This window comes from Streptomyces lushanensis (assembly GCF_001700515.1).
GTDB classification, from domain to species: domain Bacteria; phylum Actinomycetota; class Actinomycetes; order Streptomycetales; family Streptomycetaceae; genus Streptomyces; species Streptomyces lushanensis.
The window spans coordinates 24545-46905 of the sequence record NZ_MAUD01000019.1 but is presented as its reverse complement, the minus strand read 5'-3'; the positions used below and the strand labels follow the sequence as shown (position 1 = coordinate 46905).

Sequence of the window (22361 nt, the reverse complement as noted above, 5' to 3'; positions counted from 1 at the left end):
GTCCGAGGGGGGTGCGGGTCCAAGGTCGGGGTGAGGGGGAAGTCTTCCGTCTCGCGTCCGGCCCGCTACGGGGCCGACGGCCTGCGCTGCTCCTCTCACCGATTCGCACGGGCGGGCTCCCGGGCCGGCCGGTCCGGCTGCCGCACAGGGCGGCTCAGCCGTGTACTCCCGCCACTCGACCAACTGGTTTGCTCAGTACGCGTGTTCCATCACTCGTGTCCCTCGCGTCATTCCGCTTCACGCTGTTGATGATGATTGGACAACTCTTCAACGCTGTCAATGGCGGCTCGAAGTGAGGCAGTTGGCCGAACACGGCGGGTGATGCCCGGACGGCGCGGGAGCGGCACGGCTTGATCTCGGTTCGGAGAAGGGCGGCATGGAACCCGCCGTTCCGTACGAACGTACGACCATGGCCTGGCCTCCTGGTTCCCGTATGCCGCGTCCGCCGAAGGACGAGCGGCGCCGGTACCCTTCGGACACCCGGGGTGACGGGTTCGAGGGCGGCTGTCTGACGCTGCTGGCGCTGCTTCTGGAGATCCCCGGCGCACTGATGCTGGGCGTGGCGCTGGGCCTGCGCGACTGGGCCGGGTCGGACGAGTACGCGAGTTCCGGGGTGCGCGCGGCGGCGCCGCCGATGGACTGGGTGCCGACCCTCTGGACCGGCGGATTCACGCTGGCCGTGCTGGGGGTGGCCATCATCTTCTTCCGCTCGGCGCATCCGTTCGCCGCGTCGGTCCAGCTTCTGATCGCGGCGCTCGCACTGTGTGTCACGGTCGTCACCTGGCACGACTCGTATGAGCGCGCGTATCCGGCCCCGGATCCCGTGCCCTCCTACGATCCCGGGCATACGGGACAGCAGTGCCGCAGCGGCGGCGACAGTCACGAGTGTCTGGGCGGGTAGCGGCGCGGTCGCCGTCCTCCCGCGCTTCCGGGCCCCCGGCGCGACGGTCCTCCGCCTGGTGACACTCCTCGAAGATCGACCGGACAGGCCCTAGGCCATTCGATACCGCCCCGGCCTCGGCCCCGGCGGGGCCGGACCGGCCTGTCCTGGCACGGGCGGCGGACCCGTGGCCCGCGCGGCGCGTTCGTCCGCGCGTAACGGAGACTGCGGGACCGTGCCCGGAAGAGCACTATGGAGCCACTGGCGCGAAACACCACCATCGCGCGGCCCGTATCCGAGGACCACGGGAGAAAGGCAGGGAGCCATGACCACCGCGCACGCTCCTCACACCGACCACCCGCACCATCACGGTGAGGGCTGCGGGCATGTCGCCGTGCCGCACGAGAGCCATGTCGACTACGAGCACGACGGCCATCTGCATCGCGTCCACGCGGACCATGTGGACGAGTGCGAGCCCACCGGGCACACCGCCCACCGCGAGCACCCGCACCGCCATGGTGAGGGCTGCGGGCATGTCGCCGTGCCGCACGACGGCCATGTCGACTACGTTCACGACGGCCACCGGCACGCCGGCCACGACGGGCACTGGGACGACCACTGAGCCTGTGCCCCACCCGCCCCCGGGCCGCCCCTGGTCCTGACCACGCGTCCCGGACCAGGCCCGTGCCCAGGCCCGTGCCCAGGCCCGGGCCTCGGACCGGGCCTCGGCTCGTGCTCCGGACCGGGCCTCGGCCCCTGTCCCGGCGCAGGCCCTGGCCCCGGCCCCTGCCCCGGCTTCCCGAGCGAGTCGCTCCCACCTGAGGAGCGGCTCGCTTCATGTGTGCGCCTTCTCGCGCCCGCCGACCTCCCGGCCTTCCTCGCCGACACGGCGCGTAAGGGCTCCCGAAAAGGGAAATGAATGTCGCTTGTAATGAGGACGGCGGGCCGGCATGTCCGTATGAGGAGGTCTCATGAGCGCTCTGCCTCAGTATCCGGAGCCTCTGTATCTGGAGCCGCGCACCGAACCACGTCTGGCCGCGCTGCTCCGGGCGGGAGACTTCACACGCTCGCTCGTCGACGCGCTCGGGTCGCCGCTGGGGGTGGTGCTCCCCGATCAGATGGCCGACAACGCCGAACGCTTCCGCGCCATGTACCGGAAACACCGTCTGGGCGGCCAGATCTGGTTCGCCCACAAGGCGAATCGTTCCTGCGCGCTGATGCGCCGGCTCGCCGTCACCGACGCGGCCGTGGACGTCGCCTCGGTGGGCGAGTTGCAGCAGGCGCTCGGATCGGGGTTCACCCCGGACCGGATCATGGCCACCGGTCCCAAGAGCCCGGAGTTCCTGTGGCTCGCCGCCCGCACGGGAGTGACCGTCCATGTCGACGGACGCACCGAGCTGGACGACCTGGCCGAGCTCGTCCGCTCGTACGCGCTGCCGCGGGTGCGGATCCTGCTGCGGCTGTCCGCGTTCGGGACGTCCGGGGTGAAGGTGCTGAGCAGAACGAGCCGCTTCGGCACTCCGGTCGCCGAGCTCGGCGGTCTTGTGCGGGCTGTCGAACGGCACGGCGACGCCGTCGAACTCCTGGGCGTCGGCTTCCACTTGGACACCACCAGTGTGGCCGAGAAGGCCGTGGCGCTCGAAGGCTGCGTCAGGGCGCTGGACACGCTGCGCGAACGGGGCCTGAGACCACGGGTCGTGGACATCGGAGGCGGCTACGGCGTCAACTACCTGGCCCATCAGGAGCAGTGGGAACGGTACACGACCGAACTCACCAGGGCGGTCCTCGGCCGGCGCCCGCCCTTGACCTGGCGCGGCCACGGATACGGCCTGCGTGACGAGGCGGGCACCCTGCGCGGTTCGCTCGCGCTCTATCCGGGATACCGTCCGGTCGCGGCCGAGCGCTATCTCGACGAACTGCTGTCGGTCCCCGCCCCGTCGTTCGGCGGCCGGACGCTGTCCACGGTGCTCCTGGAGAATCTGTACGACCTCTACACCGAACCCGGCCGGGCCCTCGCCGACCAGTGCGGGCTGACGCTCGCCAGGGTCCTCGACGTACGGCGTACCGAGGCCGGGGAGCACCTCGTACGTCTCGCGGCCAAGGCCGACGACATAGGTCTTGAGGACCACGGAATCGTCATGGACCCTGTTGTCATCGGGCGTGACGGGGGCAGCGTGACCGACAGCGGCGACGCGGTAGGGGTCTATCTCGCGGGCAGCCTGTGCCTGGAAGCCGATCTGATCTCGCGCAGGATGGTCTTCCTGCCGCGCCTCCCGAGCCCCGGCGATCTGCTGGGTTTTGTGAACACCGCCGGTTACTGCATGGACTTCCAGGCCAGCCGGGCACAACTCCTCCCCGTCGGACGGAAAGTGGCCGCGTGGCGGGACGGCGACGGCAGCTGGCGATGGAGCCTGGACGAGCAGTACTGGCCGACGCTGTGCCAGGAGGGCAGGGCATGAGGTACGACAGCATCACCCAGGTCATCGGCAACACCCCGCTGGTTCGCATCGATCCGGAGGTGCACGGCCTGCGGCACATCGACCTCTACGCCAAACTGGAGATGCTCAATCCCTTCGGCTCGGTCAAGGACCGGGCCGCGTGGAACATGGCCCGGCCCGGTCTGCCCGCCGCCGTGGAGCGCGGCAGTCAGCTCGTGGAACTGTCCAGCGGGAACACGGCGAAGGCGCTGGCGGTGATCGCCGGGATGCACGGACTGTCGTTCAAGAGCGTCACCAACCGGATGCGGATCCCGGAGATCAAGGAACTGCTGCTTCTGCTGGGCGCCGAGATCGAGGAACTGCCGGGGCGGAGCGAATGTCTCGACCCGACCGACACCGAGGACCCGCTGACGCTCTTCCACCGTGCCCTCTCCGGCCCGGACAGCGCCTATCTGCACACGGACCAGTACTTCAACGCCCGCAACACCGAGGCACACGCCCTCGGTACCGGTCCGGAGATCGTGAAGGACCTGGACGGACGCGTGCCGGACTGGTTCGTCGCGTGTGTGGGCACCGCCGGCTCCTCCACCGGTGTCGCCAGGGCGCTGCGCGAGCACGACTCCCGGGTCCGGGTCGTCGGGCTGGTCGCGGACAAGTCGGACTTCATACCGGGCATCCGTACCCTCGACGAGGTGCACGAGGTCGGTCTCTTCGATCCGGCGACCTACGACACGGTGGAGCCGGTCACCGCCGACGAGGCCATCGACGGAATGCTCACACTGGCCCGCCGCTGCGGCATCCTCGCCGGACCCACCGGAGGAGCCGCCTATTTCGGGACGGTGCGCCGACTGCGCGAGACCGACGCCGGGTTGACCGACGGCGACGAGCGCCAGGCGGCCGTCTTCATCGTCTGCGACCGTATCGAGAGCTATCTCAGCTATGTGAAGCAGCGCCGTCCCGAGCTGATAGGTCTCGCCGCCCGCAAGAACTCGCTTCTCGACGTGTCCGCCGACGAGCTCGCCGCCGTCGTGACCGTCGGAGCGCGGGAGGCACGGGAGTGGATCGCACGGGAGCAGCCCCTGGTGATCGATCTGCGCGGTCCGTCCGCGTACGCCGCGCTGCACATCGAGCACGCCGTCAACATCACCGACGAGCTGTTCGCCGAGCTCGTCCGTGGCGGACTTCCGTTCAGCAGGCGCAAACCGGTCCTGCTGACCTGTCCCGTCGGTGACAGATCGGCCCGGTACGCGGCGCTGCTGACCCGGATGGGTCACACCGACGCGCGCAGCCTGGACGGTGGCATCATCGCCTGGCGCGACGCCGGCGCTCCGCTGGTCAGGGAGTGACGCGATGACCGGGACGATCCCGCGCGATCACGACGAGGCCGCGTTCCCGGACGATCTGATCCCCTGGCAGCGTCCGCTGCGTGCCATGTTCCCGATCATCACCGGACATCCCGATCTGGTCTATCTCGACAGCGCCGCGACGGCCCAGAAGCCGAAGGCCGTGCTGGAGGCCGTCGAGACCTATCTGACCACCGCCAACGCCAACGCCGGGCGCGGAACGTATCCCTGGGCCAATGCCTCCACCGACCTGGTGGAGCGGACGCGTGAGCGGATCAAGTCCTTCCTCTCCGACCCGGACCCGGAACGGTCCACCGTCCACTTCACCAGTGGCACCACCGAGGGGCTGCGCACCGTCGCCCAGGACTGGCTGCCCGCCTTCCTCGCCGACGGGGACGAGATCGTCGTACCGTTCGCGGACCATCAGGCCAATCTGGTCCCGTGGCTGGACGCCCGGAGACTGCTGGAGGCGCGGGGGATCGGGATACGGATACGCGAGATGCCGTACCAGAGGTCCTCGGGCGACTACGACCCGGACGCGCTCGCCGGGGTGGTCGGTCCCAGGACCCGCTTCGTCGCGGCGACCCATGTGCACCATGTGTACGGCGCGGACATGAATGTCCAGCGCATCCGCGCGGCCGTCGGGCCGGACGCGGTGATCTGTCTCGACGCCGCGCAGAGCATGGGCCATCTGCCGGTCTCGGTCACCGGCCTCGACGTCGACTTCGTCGCCTTCTCCGGGCACAAGGCCCTGGCGCTGCCCGGTTCCGGTGCCGTGTGGGCCCGTCAGGCGCGCGGGCCGCGGTTCGTCCCGGGCGGCTGGAGCGGCACACCCAACACCACGGGCATCGCCGCGCTGGCGGCGGCACTCGACTGGCTGCGGGAGGCCGGTACGGACCGGATCGAGCGCTGGACGACCGCGCTCGCGCTCCGGCTGACCGACGGGCTGCGGCACCTCGGCGCCTACGAGATCCTCGGCTGTCAGCGGAGTCTGGCGCTGGACAGCCGTGTCCAGCACCGCTGCGGCATCGTGACGTTCCGGCACCGCGGCATCGGTGCGAGCGATCTGGGATTCATCCTCTTCAGCCATGGCTTCATGGTGCGCACCGACGGCCACTGCCAGGGCAGTGCGGGGGAGAAGAGCAGTTCCGTGCGGGTGAGCGCGCATGTGTACAACACGCCCGAGGAAATCGACCGGCTGCTCGACGTACTCGCCACGCTGGAGTGAAGCTCACCCATTGGAGGAGAATGGGAACCGTTTTCAGATGTAGATTCGGCGGTGTCGGTCGGACGCGGGACGGGTGAGACGAGTGAGGGCGGCACGGTCACATGGGTCTGAGCATGGCGACAGCCGAGTCGTGGGTGCGGCGATGGGAGCGTCAGCAGCAGCGGTACGCGGTCGATCGCGAGGAGCGGTTCACGGTGATCGCCGATGTGGTCGAGCATGTGACGGAGGGGCAGCCGCGCCCGCGGGTCCTCGATCTCGGCTGCGGTCCGGGCTCGCTGGCCGCCCGGCTGGCCGCCCGGCTGCGGCGGGCGGAGATCGTGGCGGTGGACATGGACCCGCTTCTGCTGGAGCTGGCCCGTACCCACCACGCGGACGCCGCCCGCTATGTCGACGCGGAGATCGGGGCGGACGGCTGGACCGAGGCCCTGGCGCTGGAACAGCCCCTGGACGCGGCCGTCTCGACCACCGCGCTCCACTATCTCTCCGAGGACGCACTGCGCCGGACCTATACGGAGCTCGCCCGGCTGACGCGTCCGGGCGGAGTCCTCGTCAACGCCGACCATCTGCTCCACCACGGGGCCGGGCACTCCCGGATCGCCGCGCACGTCGGCCGCTGCCGGGCCCTGCGCCAGCAGGCGTTCGCCCATGAGGACTGGGAGTCCTGGTGGGCGGCGGCGGCCGAGGAGCCGGAATTCGCGGACCTGCTGGACGAACGCGCGCGGCGGGGGCCGATCGCCGGGGCCGGCGAGGAGCTGCCGCTGTCCCGGCACCGGGAACTGCTCCTCCGGGCCGGCTTCGAACACGTCGCTCCCGTCTGGCAGTTCGGCCACAGCCATGTGCTGGTCGCGATCCGGTAGCGGGGAGACCCCCCTGGCCCCGGCCGGCCTCCTCGCCGGTCCCCGGACCCGTGTTCATGAGTACGGTGGTCGCTCCGCGCGCCAGTCCTGATCGCGCCGAAATGCCGAGGGCGCCGGTCGCGGCGTACAGGGACCGGCGGGCCGGACGTGGCGGCTGCGGAGCGTACAGGGGGCGGGGAGCCGCATGCCCGCGTGCCGACGCCTCGGCGCGCGTACCGGTGGACGGCCGCCCGGCTTCCTTCCGATGGCGCGCACCGGGCCGATGCCTGCCGATGAATGACGTGTCACCGGGCGGCACCCGTCACGGCACAGGTGTCACTCGCGAGGGCCGGTCACCGGTGGAGTGCGCGCCGGCCCGGCGGTGACGGTCACTCACCGTGCGTCTTCCCGGGAAGAATCCGCGCCCCCGCCGCCGCCCGCCCCGTAGGCGTCGCACGGGCTCCCGCCTGCGGGGCGATGCCCTTGAGCCAGGCGTGGAGCGGTTTTGTTAAAGGTGTTGACGAATTGCTTACGGCGGGCCACCATCGCAGCACTTTCCGCAGTGCCCGACCCGCACCTGCCAGCCCGACCCGCACAGCCCGCCAAGCCCGCGGCTGCCACAGCCCGTACAGGGAGAGCGACGCATGTCGACCCGTACCGCACCGCTGTCCGTGCACAACCCAGGAACCGGTGAGCATCTCGGCGATATCGAGGACATCACCTCCGACGGTATCGACGCCGCCCTCGCCGCCGCGGCGCGCGGACAGCGCGCCATGGCCGCCATGCCCGCCCACGAACGCGCCCGGCTCCTGCTGCGCACGGCCGATCTGATCGAGGCCGAGGCCGGGGAACTGGCCACGCTCCTCGCCGCCGAGAACGGCAAGCCGCTCTTCCAGACGACCGAGGAGGTCCGGGCGGCGATACGGATTTTCCGGGGCTTCGCCGGAGAGGCGACCCGGCTGTTCGGACGGCAGATCCCGCTCGGCGCCGTTCCCGGCCTGGAGCGGCATCTCGCCGTCACGCTCCGGGAGCCGCTGGGCCCGGTCGCCGCGCTGGTGCCCTTCAACTACCCCGTCGAGCTCTACGCCCACAAGGCCGCCGCCGCGCTCGCCGCGGGCAACGCCGTCCTCGTCCACCCGCCGGTACGCTGCCCGCTCACCCTGTTACGGATCGGTGCGCTGGTGGAGCGGGCCGGTGCCCCGGAGGGCGCCCACCAGATGCTCACCGGTGGCGTCCATGTCTCCCAGGAACTGGCCACCCGCCCCGGCACGGCCGCCGTCAGCCTCACCGGCAGCACCCTCGCGGGACGTGAGATCGCCCGCCGCGCCGCCGACACCCTGAAGAAGGTCCATCTCGAACTCGGCGGCAACGACGCGCTGATCGTCTGCGACGACGCCGATGTCGAGGAGGCCGCCAACGCCGTCGTCCTCGGCCGGCTCGCGCGCGGCAACGGGCAGATCTGCTGCGCGGTGAAGCGGGTGTACGTCCAGGACGGCGTCCACGACGCCTTTGTGGACGCCCTGCTCGCGGGCGCAGCCAAGCTCACCGTCGGCGATCAGCTCGCCGACGGCACCGATGTCGGACCGCTGATCAGCGAACAGGCCGCCGAGCGCGTCGAGGCCGCGGTCGCCGCCCTTGTCTCGGACGGCGCGCGTCAGCTGGCCGGTGGCCCTCGCAGGGGTGCCTTCAGCGACCCGGCCGTCCTCGTGGACGTACCGCAGGACAGCGCCGCGTTCGCCGAGGAGATCTTCGGCCCGGTCGCGCCGGTCGCCCGGTTCACCGATCCGCTGGACGCCGTACGGATGGCCAACGCGTCCCCGTACGGACTCCAGGCGGCCGTCTTCACCCGGGACATCCAGCGCGCCTTCACCCTCGCCCACCGGCTCGACGTCGGCGGGGTGATCATCAACGGCTCCACCGCGCTGCGCGCCGAGAACCTGCCCTTCGGCGGGCCCAGGGACACCGGCGGCTCCGCCGAGGGGCTCCACGACACGGCCCTGGAGTTCACCCGGCAGAAGACCGTCGTGGTGATGGAGGCCCTCGGGTGAGCAGCACCGCCCGGACAGCCCTGGAGATCCGCGGGGTGCGCAAGGCGTACGGCTCCACCGAGGTACTGCACGGCGTGGACCTGACCGGACGGGCCGGTGACGTGCTCGCCGTGGTCGGCGCCAACGGCGCGGGCAAGTCCACGCTGATCAAGATCCTGGCGGGCGCGGAGCGGATGAGCGCCGGTGAACTCCGGCTCGACGGGGAGCGCGTCGAGCTGCGCTCCCCGCACGACGCGCACGCGCACGGCATCCGCACCGTCCATCAGGAACTGACGCTCGTACCGCAGCTGTCGGTCACCGAGAACCTCCTCATGGGCCACTTCCCACGGCGGTTCGGCGGTCTCATCGACTGGCGGGCGGCCCATGCGCGCGCCCGTGAACTGCTGGAGTCCATCGGTTACGGCGCGATCGACCCGCGCACCAGGGCGGGCCGGCTCACCGTGGCCAGACAGCAGATGGTGGAGATCGCCAAGGCGCTGGTGAGCGAGGGCGGTCGGGCGGGGCCCCGGGTCCTGGTGCTCGACGAGCCGTCGGCGGTGCTCGCGGGCGGCGATCTGGAGTCGCTCTTCACCCTGATCCGACGGCTCCAGCGGCGCGGTGTGCTGATCGTGTACGTCTCGCACCGCCTCGCCGAGGTGACGGAACTGGCCACCACCATCGTGGTGATCAAGGACGGCCGGATCGTCGCCGAGACCGCGCCCGAGCGCACCGACGAGAACGAGCTCATCCGGCTGATGGCGGGCCGAGGGCCCGGCCGGCTCTACCCCGCCCGCCGGCCCGACGCCGGAGAGCCGCTGCTCACGGTCTCCGGACTGCACCGCCCCGGCGAGTTCCGGGACATCTCGTTCACCCTGCGGGCGGGCGAGATCACCGGGCTGTTCGGACTGGTCGGCTCGGGCCGCAGCGAACTGGCGCGCTGTGTCTTCGGCGCCGAGCCCGCGCACGCGGGGAGCGTCACCGCGTCCGCGGTTGGCACGGCGCCCGGAAGCACGTCCGAGGCCGCCGGCGCCTCCGGCGGCCACCGGCTCTTCCGCTCCCCGCGCGAGGCGATCGCCGCCGGGCTCGCCCTGGTCACCGAGGACCGCAAGCGCACCGGTCTGGTGCTCGGCCTGAGCACCGCGGAGAACATCGGCCTCACCACGCTCCGTACCACCACCCGTGGGCCGCTGCTGGACACGGGCAGACGGCGGCGCGAGGTCACCGCCATGGTCGAGCGGCTGGACATCCGGCCCGCGCACTGCGCCGGGCTGCCCGTACGCACCCTCAGCGGCGGCAACCAGCAGAAGGCCGTGCTCGCCAAATGGCTGCTCACCGGGCCGCGTGTGCTGCTGCTCGACGAGCCCACCCGAGGTGTGGACATGGCCACCCGCGCCGAGATCTACCGGATGCTCGACGAACTGGCCCGCGCCGGGATGGCCGTTCTGCTGATCTCCTCCGATCTGACGGAGGTGCTGGGCGCCACCGACCGGGTGCTGGTGATGCGTGAGGGGCGCCTCACCGCGGAGCTGCCCTCTGACCGTACGACCGAGGACACCGTCCTCGCCCACGCGATCGGACACACCGCATGACCGACCAACTGACCACCTCCGCCCAGCCCGCCGAGCCGGCCGACTCCGACGGGTCCGCTCCGCCCGGCCGCCGGCCGTCCCGACGCCCCGGACCGCCCCGGCTGGTCGTGGCCGGACGCGATCTCACCCTGGAGGCCGGGTTCGCCGTCCTGCTCGTGGCGTTCGTCGCGATCGCGGGCTCCACCACGGACGCCTTTCTCACCGAGGGCAATCTCACCAATCTGCTCAAGCAGATGGTCACCACGGGACTGCTGGCCTTCGGCATGCTCACCGTGATCCTCACCGGGGGCATCGACCTCTCGGTCGGCTCGGTGGTCGCCTTCTCCGGCATCGTCGCCGCGGGGCTCTCGGCCGGACTGCCGGTCCCGCTCGCGATGCTGGTCGGTCTGGCCGCCGGGACGGGCTTCGGCCTGGTGAACGGCGTGCTGGTGGCCCGGTTCCAACTGGCGCCGTTCGTGGTGACACTGGCGGCGCTCACCACCATCAGAGGTCTGGCCTTCGTCTACTCGGAGACGCCCGTCGCGCCCGAGAAGGAAGGCTTCTTCGAACTGGGCTCGGCGGTGCTCGGCCCGCTGCCCGTCTCCACCCTGATCATGCTGGCGGTCTTCCTGGTGGGCGGGATCTTCCTGAGCCGCACTCCGGCGGGCCGCTCGCTGGTCGCCATCGGCGGCAGCGCGGAGACCGTACGGCTGGCCGGTATCGGTGTCCGCCGCCATGTCGTGCTCGCCTATACGATCAGCGGCGCCTGCGCCGGGCTCGCGGGCGTCATCCTCGCCAGCCGGGTCGGTATCGCCCAGCCCAGCGTCGGCACCGCCTTCGAACTCGACGCGATCGCCGCCTGTGTGATCGGCGGTGCCAGTCTGGCCGGCGGCAAGGGATCGGTACGGGCCACCTTCGCCGGAGTGCTCGTCCTGGCGCTGATCAACAATCTGCTCAACCTGTACGACGTGCAGAGCTTCTGGCAGCAGGTGCTCAAGGGCCTGATCATCGTCGCCGTCATTCTCGTGCAGCGCACCGGACGGTTCCGTACGGCAGGCGCACCGAACCCCGCGGATCCCGGAAAGGCAAGACTGTCATGATCATGAGGAAAATATCCGGCGTGCTGGTGACCGGAGCCCTCGCCGCCGCGCTGGCCGGCTGCTCCTCCGGCGGCGCCGGAGGCGCGGGGGACGGTTCGTACACCATCGGCGTCGCCAACTTCACTCTCAGCGGGCCCTACTTCAACGGTATGGACCGGGCCATCAAGGCGCGGGCGGAGAAGAAGGACGTCGAGATCGTCAGCACCGACGCGGGCGGTGACGCGGCCAAACTCGCCTCCAACGTCGAGGACCTGCTGAGCAAGAACGTCGACGCGGTGATCGTCTCGGGCGGCCCGCTGGAGTCGGCGCCCGCCGTTCTCAACTCGCTCAAGGCGGCCGGCAAACCCGCCGTCCTGGTCGACCGCAAGTTCCAGACCGGTACGTACAGCAGCTGGATCGGCCCGGACAACGAGGCGATCGGCAAGCAGAACGGGGAGTTCCTGGCGCAGCGGCTGCCCAACGGCGGCAAGGTCGCCCTGGTCAAGGGCGGTCCCGCGGACAACAGCATCGGCCGGGCCCGTACGGACGGGGTGAAGGCGGCTCTGGAGAACGCGCCCGGTATCGAGCTGGTCGAGGCGCCCGACTTCGGCAACTGGAGCTCCGACGGCGGACTGAACGTGATGGAGAGCCTGCTCGCCTCGCACGCGGACATCGACGCCGTCTTCTGCGAGAACGACGCCATGTGCCTGGGCGCGCAGCGCGCGATCAAGGACGCGGGCCGCGACGACAAGATCGTGCTGGCGGGCGTCGACGGGCAGGCGGAGGCGCTCAAGGCGATCCTCGACGGTACCAACTACCTCGTCACGGGCCTCAACGACGCCGATGTGATCGGCAGTCTCGGTCTGGACAGGGCCGTGGACATTCTCGACGGCAAGAAGACCGAGAAGGACACGGTCGTTCCCTCACCACGTGTCACCAAGGAGAACGCGCGGAAGTACTACGACCCGAAGGGCAACTTCTGATGAGCCGCACTCCCACGAGCAACACTCGTGTCCGTGTCCTTGCGCGGTTACGGCCGCGACGGAAGCACCACTACGCGCTGACGGGCCTCGTCTGCGGCGCGCTCGTCCTGCCGCTCTCGCTCGGCACCGCGTCCGCGGCGCCGGAGCCGCAGGGCAGGGATTCCAAGGTGGCCTGGCGGCTGCTGCACTCCGAGGACTTCTCGAAGAGGCTCGACCCCGGCGGCGCTCCGTGGACGCGCGAGACCTACGCCGAGCCGTTCGACACGATCATGGAGGACAACGGCCGGTGGTACGCCAATGACTACGGCCCCGCCTGGAACACCGCGTTCAACTCCTTCGACACCTACCGCAAGGAGTTCCCGGTGGGCGACGGCGGCTGGCTGACCGCCTCGCTCTCCGCCCGCGACTGGAACAAGGACGGCCGGATCGAGAAGGCGCCGTCCATCACGAACGGCAGGGCGGCCGGAAAGACGGTCGCCCAGCTCAAGGTGCCCGATCACACCGGGGGCGCCATCTTCCGCCCCACCGAGCAGCTTCCCGACCAGTACCGTGTCGAGTACCGGCTGAAGACCATCGACTTCGGCGGGAAACGGAACGGCACGATCGACTACGACAACCGGATCAACGGATACAGCAAGGACGGCTGCAAGACACAGCACCCGTGGGGCGAGGGCTCCAACAGCCCGGGCTGGGAGGGCGACGCGTCGGCGCCGTACTGCGAGTGGCAGGACGTCCGTCAGGGCAACTACGGCTACAACGGCTTCCACTATCTGTCGATCGTCGACTTCGCGGATCCCGCGCCGCGGAACAATCACTTCTGGCACTACCGCCGCAAGGTGCTGATGGACTCCTTCTCCCAGCACCCCGACCGGGTCGGCAGCGGCACCGGCGGCCGGGTCTGCAACTCCTCCACCAACACGTACTACAACTACCGGGACAGCAGCTTCAACACCGTCAACATGTGGATCAGCGGGCTCCCCAACTGGACGCCGGGCAAGGGCGGCCTCGCGGGTAACTCGCAGTGGTTCATGTCCAGTTGCTCGGGCGGGGTGGCCGAGCAGCAGCTCACCTCGGCGGCGGAGCTCCAGCCGGAACTGATGCCCAACCAGGACTACGTCTTCGCCATCGAGCGCGACGCCACCGGCTACACCCTGGAGGCCAGCGGCAACTTCGCCCGGGTCGGGCAGAAGACACTGCGCTTCCACCGGAACTTCATCGTCAACAACCAGCCGATCTGGCACTACAACGTCAAGCCGGGCGAGTACGACGGCCGCTTCAACAACACGCTCGTGCAGAACGACAACAACGGCAGCGCGCGGTGGCCCGACCAGTGGCCGGCCGGTTCCGCGTACCCGGACTCCTTCGTCATCGGTGACCTGTACACCAATGTGTACGAGGGAAGCGCGAGCCTGACCGACATCAAGCTGTACGTGCCCCAGACGGCCGCGAAGCAGAAGAAGGACTAGGCCCTGTCCGACCGATCTTCTCGGGCCCGGAACGCCTGGCACGGCACCTCGCCGCGTTGTCGGAGTCGCCCGGGTACGTCCAGTACACGGGCGATCCTCCGCCTTGCGATGCTCCCCCGTGGCCTGAACGGCACGGGAGGNNATCGACCGGACAGGGCCTAGGAGGCGGAAGGAAGGGGAACCAGGACGGACGCCTGGCCGGGGGTCGCCAGGCATACGTCGTCCGAACCGGGGCAGGGGACTGATGAGCCGAGCTCGCGGCCTACCCTCCCGGCCGGACGGGCTCCCCGGCCCCACCGGCGCACCCCCTCGCCGGTGGGGCCGCTTCTCATCGACCGGGTGTCATGGACCGGGCGCGGAGCGGCGGCCCCGGCGTGGGGCCCTGCGCCTCGGAGGGTCTGCCGCTCCCGCCCGGGAGCGGGCCGCGCCGGTGGTCAGCCCATCACGCTGAAGCTGCTGTCGCGGTTGACGGTACGCAGCCGGCTGTAGTGCGACAGGTCCACACGGTGGCCGGTGCGGGGCAGATCCACCTCGACCGGGTCGGTGTCGTGGTCGCGGCCGTCCTCGCAGGCGGAGATGATCGCGGCGAGATACCGGCCGACCACGGGCGCGTTCTTGAACTGGTTGCCGCTGCTGCCGATCGCCACGTAGTAGCCGGGCAGATCGGTTCTGTCGTAGACCGGGATCCAGTCGTCGGACACGTCGTACACCCCGGCTGTCCCGCGTGGTGTGCCCGGGACGGTCAGGGTGGGCAGACGGCGGGCCGCGCGGTAGAGCTGGGCGTCGTGGACCGCTCTGCTCGGGTGGACGCCGTAGTCGTCGGGATCGTCCAGCCATTGCAGGACGTCGCACTCCGGCTCGGTCCCGCCGACGATGATCCCGCCGCTGGGCGTGCCGCGGAAGTAGGTGCCCAGATCCAGATCGGCCACCAGCGGGCCCGCGCCGTCCGGGCCGTAGCCCTCGGGCGCGCGCACTTCGTGGACCTCCTGGCGCAGGGGACGGGTACGGACACGGAAACCGTCCGTCACCCCGGCCAGTCCATTGACGGCGCCCGAGTGCGGTCCGGCGACATTCACCACGACCGGCGCCGACAGGACCGTACCGTCGGCCAGGCCGATGCCCGCCACACGGCCGGTGCCGTCGGCGCCGTGGGTGCGGTCGACACGGACGACGGGCGAACGGAACCGGAAACGGGCGCCGTGGCGCACCGCGGCGTCCATCAGATTGCGGGCCGCGAGCTGCGGATCGTCGATGAAACCGCTGTCCGGGGTCCAGTAGCCGGTGAGCGAGCCGGTGGGGTCGTCCCAGAAGGCGTCGTCGGTGATCGCCTTGGGCGGATGGTGGCGCCCGGTGTCCAGCAGCGGCATCCGCTCGCGCAACCGGGCCTCGTCCCAGACCTCGTACGGCACGCCGACACGGTCGAAGAGGCCGAGCACCTTTTGCCGGTCCTGGCCGGGAGCGTCCAGGGAGAGCCCGCCCGTTTTGATGAAGCGGGCCAGACCCGTCCCCTCGCCGGTGCCGAGATGATGTGCCCAGTCCCGCCAGATGTGCGCGGACTCCCAGGCACTGGCCACGCCGGCGAAGGTCGAGTAGTTGTAGCGCACGATCGCCGAGGAGGCGCTCGTGGATCCGCTGCCGGCCGAGGCGTTGCGGTCGACCACACAGACGCGCCGTCCGTCCCGGGCCAGCGCGTAGGCCACCGAACAGCCCAGGACTCCGGCGCCGATCACGACGGAGTCGTACGTTTCCTGTGTCACAGTCACGGACACAGCTTAGGAACGGTCCCGGCGCCGGGCAGCCCCTTCGTGCGGACCGCGCACGCAGACGGGTGCCCTGCACGCGGATCGCGCGCGGGGCACCCGGGAAGCGGTCGTCGGGACGCGTCTCACCGCGTCAGGCGACGACCTTGTCCTCGTGCAGCTTGCGGATGTCGTTCGCGTCGTAGCCGAGGTCCGCGAGAACCTCGTCCGTGTGCTCGCCGAGCAGCGGCGCGCCCTTGATGTCGGGCTTGAAGGCGGAGAACTTGACCGGGCTGCCCACGGTCAGGTACGTACCGCGCTCCTTCTGCTCGACCTCGACGATCGTGCCGCTCTTGCGCATGTCGGGGTCCTCGGCGAGCTCCTTCATGCTGAGCACGGGGGCGCAGGGCACCTCCCACTCGCGCAGGATGTCGACCGCCTCGTACTTGGTCTTGTCGGCCAGCCACTTCTCGATCTCGCCGAAGATCTCCATGATGCGCGGCTGGCGGGCCCGGGCGGTCGTGTAGTCCGGGTCCTCGACCCACTCGGGGTGGCCGATGGCCTCAGCGGTGCGCTTCCAGTTCTGCTCCTGGATCGTGAAGTAGATGTAGGCGTTGGGGTCGGTCTCCCAGCCCTTGCACTTCAGGATCCAGCCGGGCTGGCCACCGCCGCCGGCGTTGCCGCCGCGGGGCACCGCCTCGCCGAACTCGCCGTGCGGGTACTGGGGGTACTCCTCCAGGAAGCCGATCTTGTCCAGGCGCTGCTGGTCGCGGAGCTTGACGCGGGTCAGGTTCAGCACGGCGTCCTGCATGGACACCGACACCTTCTGTCCCAGGCCGGTCGCGTTGCGCTGGATGATCGCGGTCAGCAGGCCGATCAGCAGGTGCATGCCGGTGTTGCTGTCACCGAGGGCCGAGCCGCTGATGGTCGGCGGGCCGTCCCAGAATCCCGTGGTGGACGCGGCGCCACCGGCGGCCTGGGCGACGTTCTCGTACACCTTGAGGTCGTTCCACGACGAGTCGTCGTTGAAGCCCTTGACCGAGCCGAAGATCAGACGCGGGTTGAGCGCGTGGATGTGCTCCCAGCTCAGACCCATACGGTCCATGGCGCCCGGCGCGAAGTTCTCGACCAGGATGTCCGACTCGCGGATCAGCTTCTCCATGACCTCCTTGCCCTCGGCGGTCTTGGTGTTGATGGCCAGCGAGCGCTTGTTGCTGTTCAGCATGGTGAAGTAGAGCGCGTCGAGGTCGGGGATGTCCCGGAGCTGGTTGCGGGTCACGTCGCCGCCCTGGGGGCGCTCGACCTTGATGACGTCGGCGCCGAACCAGGCGAGCATCTGGGTACACGCCGGACCGGCCTGGACCCCGGTGAAGTCGATCACCTTGATTCCGGCGAGCGGCTTTTCACTCATGTTGGCTTCCTTCTCGTGAATGATCTCGGTGCGAGGGTGGAGTGTGCGGTGTGCTGAGTACGCGCGGGGTTCAGGAGAGCGCGCGGGGTTCGGGGGAGGGCGGAACGTCCGCGCGCGACGGCTACTTCTTCGCCGGCGTGATGTTGCCGACGGTGATGCCCTTCGGGTTGAGATGCGCGATGTGGCCGCTCTCGGTACCGGCCGAGGGGTCGATGGCGCAGTCGATGAGCGCCGGGCCGCCCGAGGCCAGCGCCTCGGTGAGGGCGGCGGTGACCTCGGCGGGCGTGGTCGCGCGGTAGCCCTTGCCGCCGAACGCCTCGATCATCAGGTCGTGGCGCGCCTGGAGCATCAGGGTCGTCGGCGACGGGTCGGTCTCCAGCGGGTTGATGTCGTCGCCGCGGTAGACACCGCCGTTGTTCATGATGACGGTGACGACGGGCAGCTTGTAGCGGCAGATCGTCTCCAGCTCCATGCCGCTGAAGCCGAAGGCGCTGTCGCCCTCCACGGCCACGACCGGCGCGCCGGTCTCGACGGCCGCGGCGATCGCGTAGCCCATGCCGATGCCCATGACACCCCAGGTACCGCTGTCGAGGCGGTGGCGCGGCACCTGCATGTCGATCACGTTGCGCGCGATGTCCAGCGCGTTGGCGCCCTCGTTGACGATGTACGTCTCGGGGCGCTCGTGGACGACGTCCCGTACGGCCTTGAGGGCGCCCATGAACTGCATCGGGTGCGGGTCGGCCTTGAGACGCTCCGCCATCTTGGCGACGTTCTGCGCCGAGCGCGCCGCCAGCTCCTCACGCCAGGCGGTGGGAGCGGTGATCTGGCCGGGCTTGGTCCGCTCGGCGAGCACTTCGAGCACCGACTCGATGTCTCCGACGAGCGGGGCGGCGATGGGCTGGTTGCTGTCCAGCTCCTTGGGCTCGATGTCCACCTGGATGAACTTGGCGTCCGGGTTCCACTGCGGTGCCTCGCCGTGGTTGAGCAGCCAGTTCAGCCGGGCGCCGAGGAGCACCACGACATCGGCCTTGCGCAGCGCGAGCGAGCGGGCGGTGGCGGCCGACTGGGGGTGGTTGTCGGGCAGCAGGCCCTTCGCCATCGACATCGGTACGTACGGGATTCCCGTGGACTCGATGAACTCACGGATCCGCTCGTCGGCCTGCGCGTACGCGGCGCCCTTGCCGAGCACCACCAGCGGGCGCCGGGCGCCCGCCAGGATCTCGATCGCGCGGTCCACGGCCTCGGGGGCCGGAAGCTGGCGCGGCGCCGGGTCGACAAGACGGCTCAGCGTCTTGGCACCCTCCTCCGCGTCCATGATCGAGCCGAGCACCGCGGCCGGGATGTCGAGATACACACCGCCGGGCCGGCCCGAGATCGCGGTGCGCAGCGCGCGGGCGATACCGCGGCCGATATCCTCGACGCGGCTCACGCGGTACGCGGCCTTCACGAACGGCTGAGCGGCGGCGAGCTGGTCCATCTCCTCGTAGTCGCCCTGCTTGAGGTCGACGAGGTGCCGCTCGCTGGAGCCGGATATCTGCACCATCGGGAAACAGTTCGTGGTGGCGTTCGCGAGTGCGACCAGTCCGTTGAGGAAGCCCGGCGCGGACACCGTCAGGGCGACGCCCGGCCGTTTCGTGAGGTAACCGGCCGCCGCCGCCGCGTGACCGGCGTTGCTCTCGTGGCGGAAGCCGATGTAGCGGATGCCCTGGGCCTGGGCGAGGCGGGCCAGGTCGGTGATCGGGATGCCGACCACCCCGTAGATGGTGTCGACGTCGTTCAGCTTCAGCGCGTCGACGACCAGGTGGTACCCGTCGGTGAGCTCGGCCTCGGCCGGAACGTCGGCGGTCGACGCGGTCTCCAGTGCGGAAGGGGCGGTCATGGCTCCGAGGTCCTCCTTGGGCGGTCATGCCTGTGCGGCTTCTTGTCCCACCTTGTTCGGCGCGCGTTCGCCCGTCCAAGACCTATCGGCGACCAACCGATAAACAGCATTTATTGATGCTGGTCGCGGGAGCGCGGGAAGCGCGGCAACTCGCTTGATAAACGTTTGCTATCAACTGTTCACCAGTGCGTATTGGACGCACACTTCTCGCCAGCGCAGGCTCACAGATGACGGTTTCCTCAGATTCCTCAGATCCGGTATGAGTTCCAGAGCGAGGAGATGGTGGTCATGGCCGTTCCCACTACGGCGTCCGTGTGCGACACGAACCGGTACCGGCCCCCGGCGGTCACGGGCCTCGTGGATCTTCTGGACCGCCAGGTACGCGACTGTCCGGGCGCCCGGGCGCTCGTCGTCACCGTCACCGGCAACCGGGCGGACCTGTCCTACGGCACCCTCGCGGCCCTGGCCGACGACATGGCCGAGCGCCTCGGCGGCGCGGGGCTGCGGCGCGGTGACGCGGTGGGTCTCGTCTGCGCCAACACCGCCGAGTTCGTGGTCGCACTGCTGGGCGCGGCCCGGGCCGGGCTGGTGGTCGCGCCGGTCGATCCCGCCCTGTCGCGGCCGGAGACGTCCGCAAGGCTCGACGCGCTGGGCACGCGGGCGGTCCTCACCGGCCCGCTCGCGGCCGGCGCAGGGACGGCCTCGGAGGCCGACGGAACGCCGTCGTGGACGGTGCGCGTGGACGTCTCCCGCGACGGGAGCGCGACGGTCACGCTCGGTACGGGGGAGGGCGGGCCCGGCGACGGGGCGCGTGGCGTGCGGGACGGGGAGCGGGACGTACGAGGCGCGGCCGGCGAGCTGACCGGCGACGACGCCCTCGTGCTGTTCACCTCGGGAACCACCGACCGGGCCAAGATGGTCCCGCTGACCCATGCCAATGTGGCGGCCTCCGTACGGGGCATCTGCGCCACCTACGAACTCGGACCCGGCGACGCGACGGTCGCGGTGATGCCGTTCTTCCACGGTCACGGGCTCTTCGCGGCCCTGCTGGCCTCGCTGGCCAGCGGGGGCTGCGTCCTGCTCCCCGAGCGCGGACGGTTCTCGGCGCACACGTTCTGGGACGACGTGCAGGCCGTGGGCGCGAGCTGGTTCACCGCGGTCCCCACCATCCACGAGATCCTCCTGGACCGGTCGGCGACGGAGTATCCGGGCCCGGAGCTCGCGCCGCTGAGATTCGTACGCAGTTGCAGCGCCCCGCTCAACGCGGCCACGCAGCGCGCGCTGGAACGCACGCTCGGGGCGCCGCTGCTGTCCGCGTACGGGATGACCGAGACCACGCACCAGACGACCAGCGAACCGCTGCCGGAGTGGGGGCCGCTGAAACAGGGGTCCGTCGGCCGGACCAGCGGAGTGGACCTGCGGGTCGTCGACCGCGGCGGGCGCATGTGCCCGGTCGGCGCCCAGGGCGAGGTGTGGGTGCAGGGTCCCACCGTCATGCGCGGCTATCTCGGCGACCCGGACGGGACGGCGGGGAGCTTCGCCGACGGCTGGTTCCGCACGGGTGATCTGGGCTCACTGGACGAGGACGGATATCTGTTCCTCACCGGGCACATCAAGAACCTCATCAACCGCGGCGGCGAGAAGATCTCACCCGAGCATGTGGAGGACGTGCTCGCCGGCTGTCCCGGGGTGTCCGAGGCGGCCGTGTTCCCGGTGCCGGACGCGCACTACGGGCAGCGGGTCGGGGCCGTCGTGGTCGTACGCGACGACGAGATCCTCGGCTCCGGGCAGATCCTCCAGTACTGCCGCGACCGGCTGTCCCCCGCCGAGGTGCCCGACCGGCTGGAGATCGTCGCGGCGCTGCCCCACACGGCGAAGGGCGGACTGGACCGGCGCGCGGTGGAGAAGCGGTACGCGGAATCGAAGTGACACCCGGGGACGGCGCCGCGGGGCCCGGCCCCGACACTGCCGGGTCCCGATCCTCCCGGGTCCCGACGCTGCCGGGCCCCGACCTCCTCCGGAACCCCGGGCCCCGACCTCCCCGCGGGGCCCGGCCGGCCGGGGCCGCGTCCGGCCCTATCTGACGCGGTGCTCGGCCGGGAGCGGCTGGTCGAAGAACTCGTCCAGTGACAGACCCGTCGCCGCGTTCACGAACGCCCGCGCCGCGATCGATCCCGGGGTCGCCGCGTGGATCGCGACCGAGACCTGTGCCCTGGCGTCCGGGGCGACCAGCCGGACGGCCCTCGGCCTGCCGATCACCGGCATCGCGCGCAGCCAGGTGTGCGGCACGATGCTGGCCCAGTCGCCGACGCCCACATGGGCGTAGAGGGAGGCCACCGAGTCCGTCTCCACCTGCGGAGTCACCACGACACCGCTGTCCGCGAACACGTTGTCGATGAGCTGACGGATACGCATGTCGGGCGTCAGCAGGGCGAGCGGCAACTGGGCCGCGTCCGCCCAGGTCATGGTGTTGGTCTGGGGCATCAGCTGGTCGCCCGACGCGAGGAGTACGTACCTCTCCTGGTACAGCGGCACCACTTGCAGGCTCTCCCGGTCCTCGGGGGCGAAGTGCGCGATCGCCGCGTCCAGCTCGAACTCCCTGAGCTGGCGGTGGAGTTCCCGGGCCGAGAGCCGGGAACGCACCTGGACCTTGGCCAGCGGGTGCGCGCCGCAGAAGGCGGCGACGGGCAGTGCCAGGGTCGTCGACGCCGTGGGTTCCGTGCCCAGCCGCAACGTCCCGGTGATGCCCGACTGCACGGCGGCCACCTCGGCCTTGAACGCGTCCTGCTCGGCGAGGATCCGCTTGGCCCAGACGACGAGCCGCTCGCCCTCCGGGGTGAGGCCCTCGTAGTTGTGCCCCCGGTTGATCAGCGTGACGTTGAGCTCGCGTTCGAGCTTGGCGATCGCCGCCGAGAGCGCGGGCTGCGACACGTAACAGGATTCCGCCGCCCGCGCGAAGTGCCTCTCCCTGGCCACCGCCACGAAATACTCCAACTGACGGAACAGCATCAGCGACTCCTCCCTGCCTCGGCACACGGCACCGCACCGAAACCGGAGCGCGGGCTTCCGTCGCTCCGGTGACACCCGGAATCATCCCACTGATCCACGGTCGAACGGCCGTCCCGTGCCGCGCCGCCCCGCTGACCTGCGGCCACGGACACCGCATCCGGCCGAGCCCCCGGTCACCACCGCCCGCCGCGCACCCGATCGTCTCCGGCCGCGCGCGCCGCGGGGCGGACGCCGGGGCGAGGGGACCGGGGCCGGTTCTCCCGGGGACGGGGGGCCGGAGGGGTTTCGGCACGGGCAGGCCCGGGCAGGTCCGGCGGGCGGTGCGCCGTCGTCGCGGACGCCCGTCCGCGCGGGGGGCGACCGCCGTCGCGCGGACCGGGAGGGCCTGCCGCCGAACGTACAAAACCGCAGCCCATCCGGGCTATCATCCGCTCTACACACCCGATTGCGCACCGCCGCGCAGGCCGTGGTTTTC

Annotated in this window: 16 protein-coding genes; 12 read left to right on the top strand and 4 right to left on the bottom strand. The window is 70.6% G+C overall.

From position 1 onward, the window contains the following. Window positions 1–376 precede the first annotated feature (376 nt). The 11 genes from BFF77_RS01590 to BFF77_RS01540 all read left to right on the top strand — a co-directional run bounded on the left by BFF77_RS01590 (window position 377) and on the right by BFF77_RS01540 (window position 13848). On the top strand, window positions 377–901 hold the full coding sequence (locus tag BFF77_RS01590) for a DUF6234 family protein (RefSeq protein ID WP_066942980.1): 525 nt from the start codon (window positions 377–379) through the stop codon (window positions 899–901). A 304-nt stretch (window positions 902–1205) separates the two neighbouring features. Continuing rightward, window positions 1206–1502: a hypothetical protein gene (locus tag BFF77_RS01585; protein WP_066942978.1), complete on the top strand. Its 297-nt coding sequence runs from the start codon at window positions 1206–1208 to the stop codon at window positions 1500–1502. A 349-nt stretch (window positions 1503–1851) separates the two neighbouring features. Next, window positions 1852–3339 (top strand): Y4yA family PLP-dependent enzyme, encoded by a 1488-nt coding sequence (locus tag BFF77_RS01580; protein WP_066942976.1) that lies wholly within the window; start codon window positions 1852–1854, stop codon window positions 3337–3339. Next, window positions 3336–4664: a pyridoxal-phosphate dependent enzyme gene (locus BFF77_RS01575; protein WP_066942974.1), complete on the top strand. Its 1329-nt coding sequence runs from the start codon at window positions 3336–3338 to the stop codon at window positions 4662–4664. The genes BFF77_RS01580 and BFF77_RS01575 overlap by 4 nt, the downstream gene beginning before the upstream one ends. A gap of 4 nt (window positions 4665–4668) precedes the next feature. After that, complete coding sequence (locus BFF77_RS01570; protein WP_066942972.1) at window positions 4669–5889, top strand: aminotransferase class V-fold PLP-dependent enzyme; 1221 nt, start codon at window positions 4669–4671, stop codon at window positions 5887–5889. 101 nt (window positions 5890–5990) lie between these two features. After that, window positions 5991–6746 (top strand): class I SAM-dependent methyltransferase, encoded by a 756-nt coding sequence (locus BFF77_RS01565; RefSeq protein ID WP_066942970.1) that lies wholly within the window; start codon window positions 5991–5993, stop codon window positions 6744–6746. A 623-nt stretch (window positions 6747–7369) separates the two neighbouring features. Continuing rightward, window positions 7370–8773, top strand: coding sequence for an aldehyde dehydrogenase family protein (locus tag BFF77_RS01560; protein WP_066942968.1), 1404 nt, complete (start codon window positions 7370–7372; stop codon window positions 8771–8773). Next, window positions 8770–10341, top strand: a complete 1572-nt coding sequence (locus BFF77_RS01555; RefSeq protein WP_066942966.1) for a sugar ABC transporter ATP-binding protein — start codon at window positions 8770–8772, stop codon at window positions 10339–10341. The genes BFF77_RS01560 and BFF77_RS01555 overlap by 4 nt, the downstream gene beginning before the upstream one ends. Next, window positions 10338–11420 carry an ABC transporter permease gene (locus BFF77_RS01550; RefSeq protein WP_079124724.1) on the top strand — a complete coding sequence of 361 codons (1083 nt, stop codon included), beginning with the start codon at window positions 10338–10340 and terminating at the stop codon, window positions 11418–11420. Before BFF77_RS01555 ends, BFF77_RS01550 begins: the two co-directional genes overlap by 4 nt. A 2-nt stretch (window positions 11421–11422) precedes the next feature. Then, entirely contained in the window at window positions 11423–12382 is a 960-nt protein-coding gene (locus BFF77_RS01545) for a substrate-binding domain-containing protein (RefSeq protein ID WP_245703044.1), read from the top strand. After that, window positions 12382–13848, top strand: coding sequence for a mucin-5B (locus tag BFF77_RS01540; protein ID WP_066942962.1), 1467 nt, complete (start codon window positions 12382–12384; stop codon window positions 13846–13848). Before BFF77_RS01545 ends, BFF77_RS01540 begins: the two co-directional genes overlap by 1 nt. Window positions 13849–14282: 434 nt before the next feature. On the opposite strand, the gene BFF77_RS01535 is transcribed toward BFF77_RS01540, so the two are convergent. The 3 genes from BFF77_RS01535 to oxc form a co-directional block, all read right to left on the bottom strand. Further along, entirely contained in the window at window positions 14283–15611 is a 1329-nt protein-coding gene (locus BFF77_RS01535) for an NAD(P)/FAD-dependent oxidoreductase (RefSeq protein WP_245703042.1), read from the bottom strand. Between the two features lie 130 nt (window positions 15612–15741). After that, window positions 15742–16998: a formyl-CoA transferase gene (frc, locus tag BFF77_RS01530; protein ID WP_066942960.1), complete on the bottom strand. Its 1257-nt coding sequence runs from the start codon at window positions 16996–16998 to the stop codon at window positions 15742–15744. Between the two features lie 121 nt (window positions 16999–17119). Continuing rightward, window positions 17120–18877: an oxalyl-CoA decarboxylase gene (gene oxc, locus BFF77_RS01525; protein ID WP_066942958.1), complete on the bottom strand. Its 1758-nt coding sequence runs from the start codon at window positions 18875–18877 to the stop codon at window positions 17120–17122. Between the two features lie 288 nt (window positions 18878–19165). On the opposite strand from oxc, the gene BFF77_RS01520 reads away from it, so the two are divergent. Next, on the top strand, window positions 19166–20806 hold the full coding sequence (locus BFF77_RS01520; RefSeq protein WP_066942990.1) for a FadD7 family fatty acid--CoA ligase: 1641 nt from the start codon (window positions 19166–19168) through the stop codon (window positions 20804–20806). Between the two features lie 147 nt (window positions 20807–20953). On the opposite strand, the gene BFF77_RS01515 is transcribed toward BFF77_RS01520, so the two are convergent. After that, entirely contained in the window at window positions 20954–21886 is a 933-nt protein-coding gene (locus tag BFF77_RS01515) for a LysR family transcriptional regulator (RefSeq protein ID WP_066942956.1), read from the bottom strand. Window positions 21887–22361: the final 475 nt, after the last annotated feature.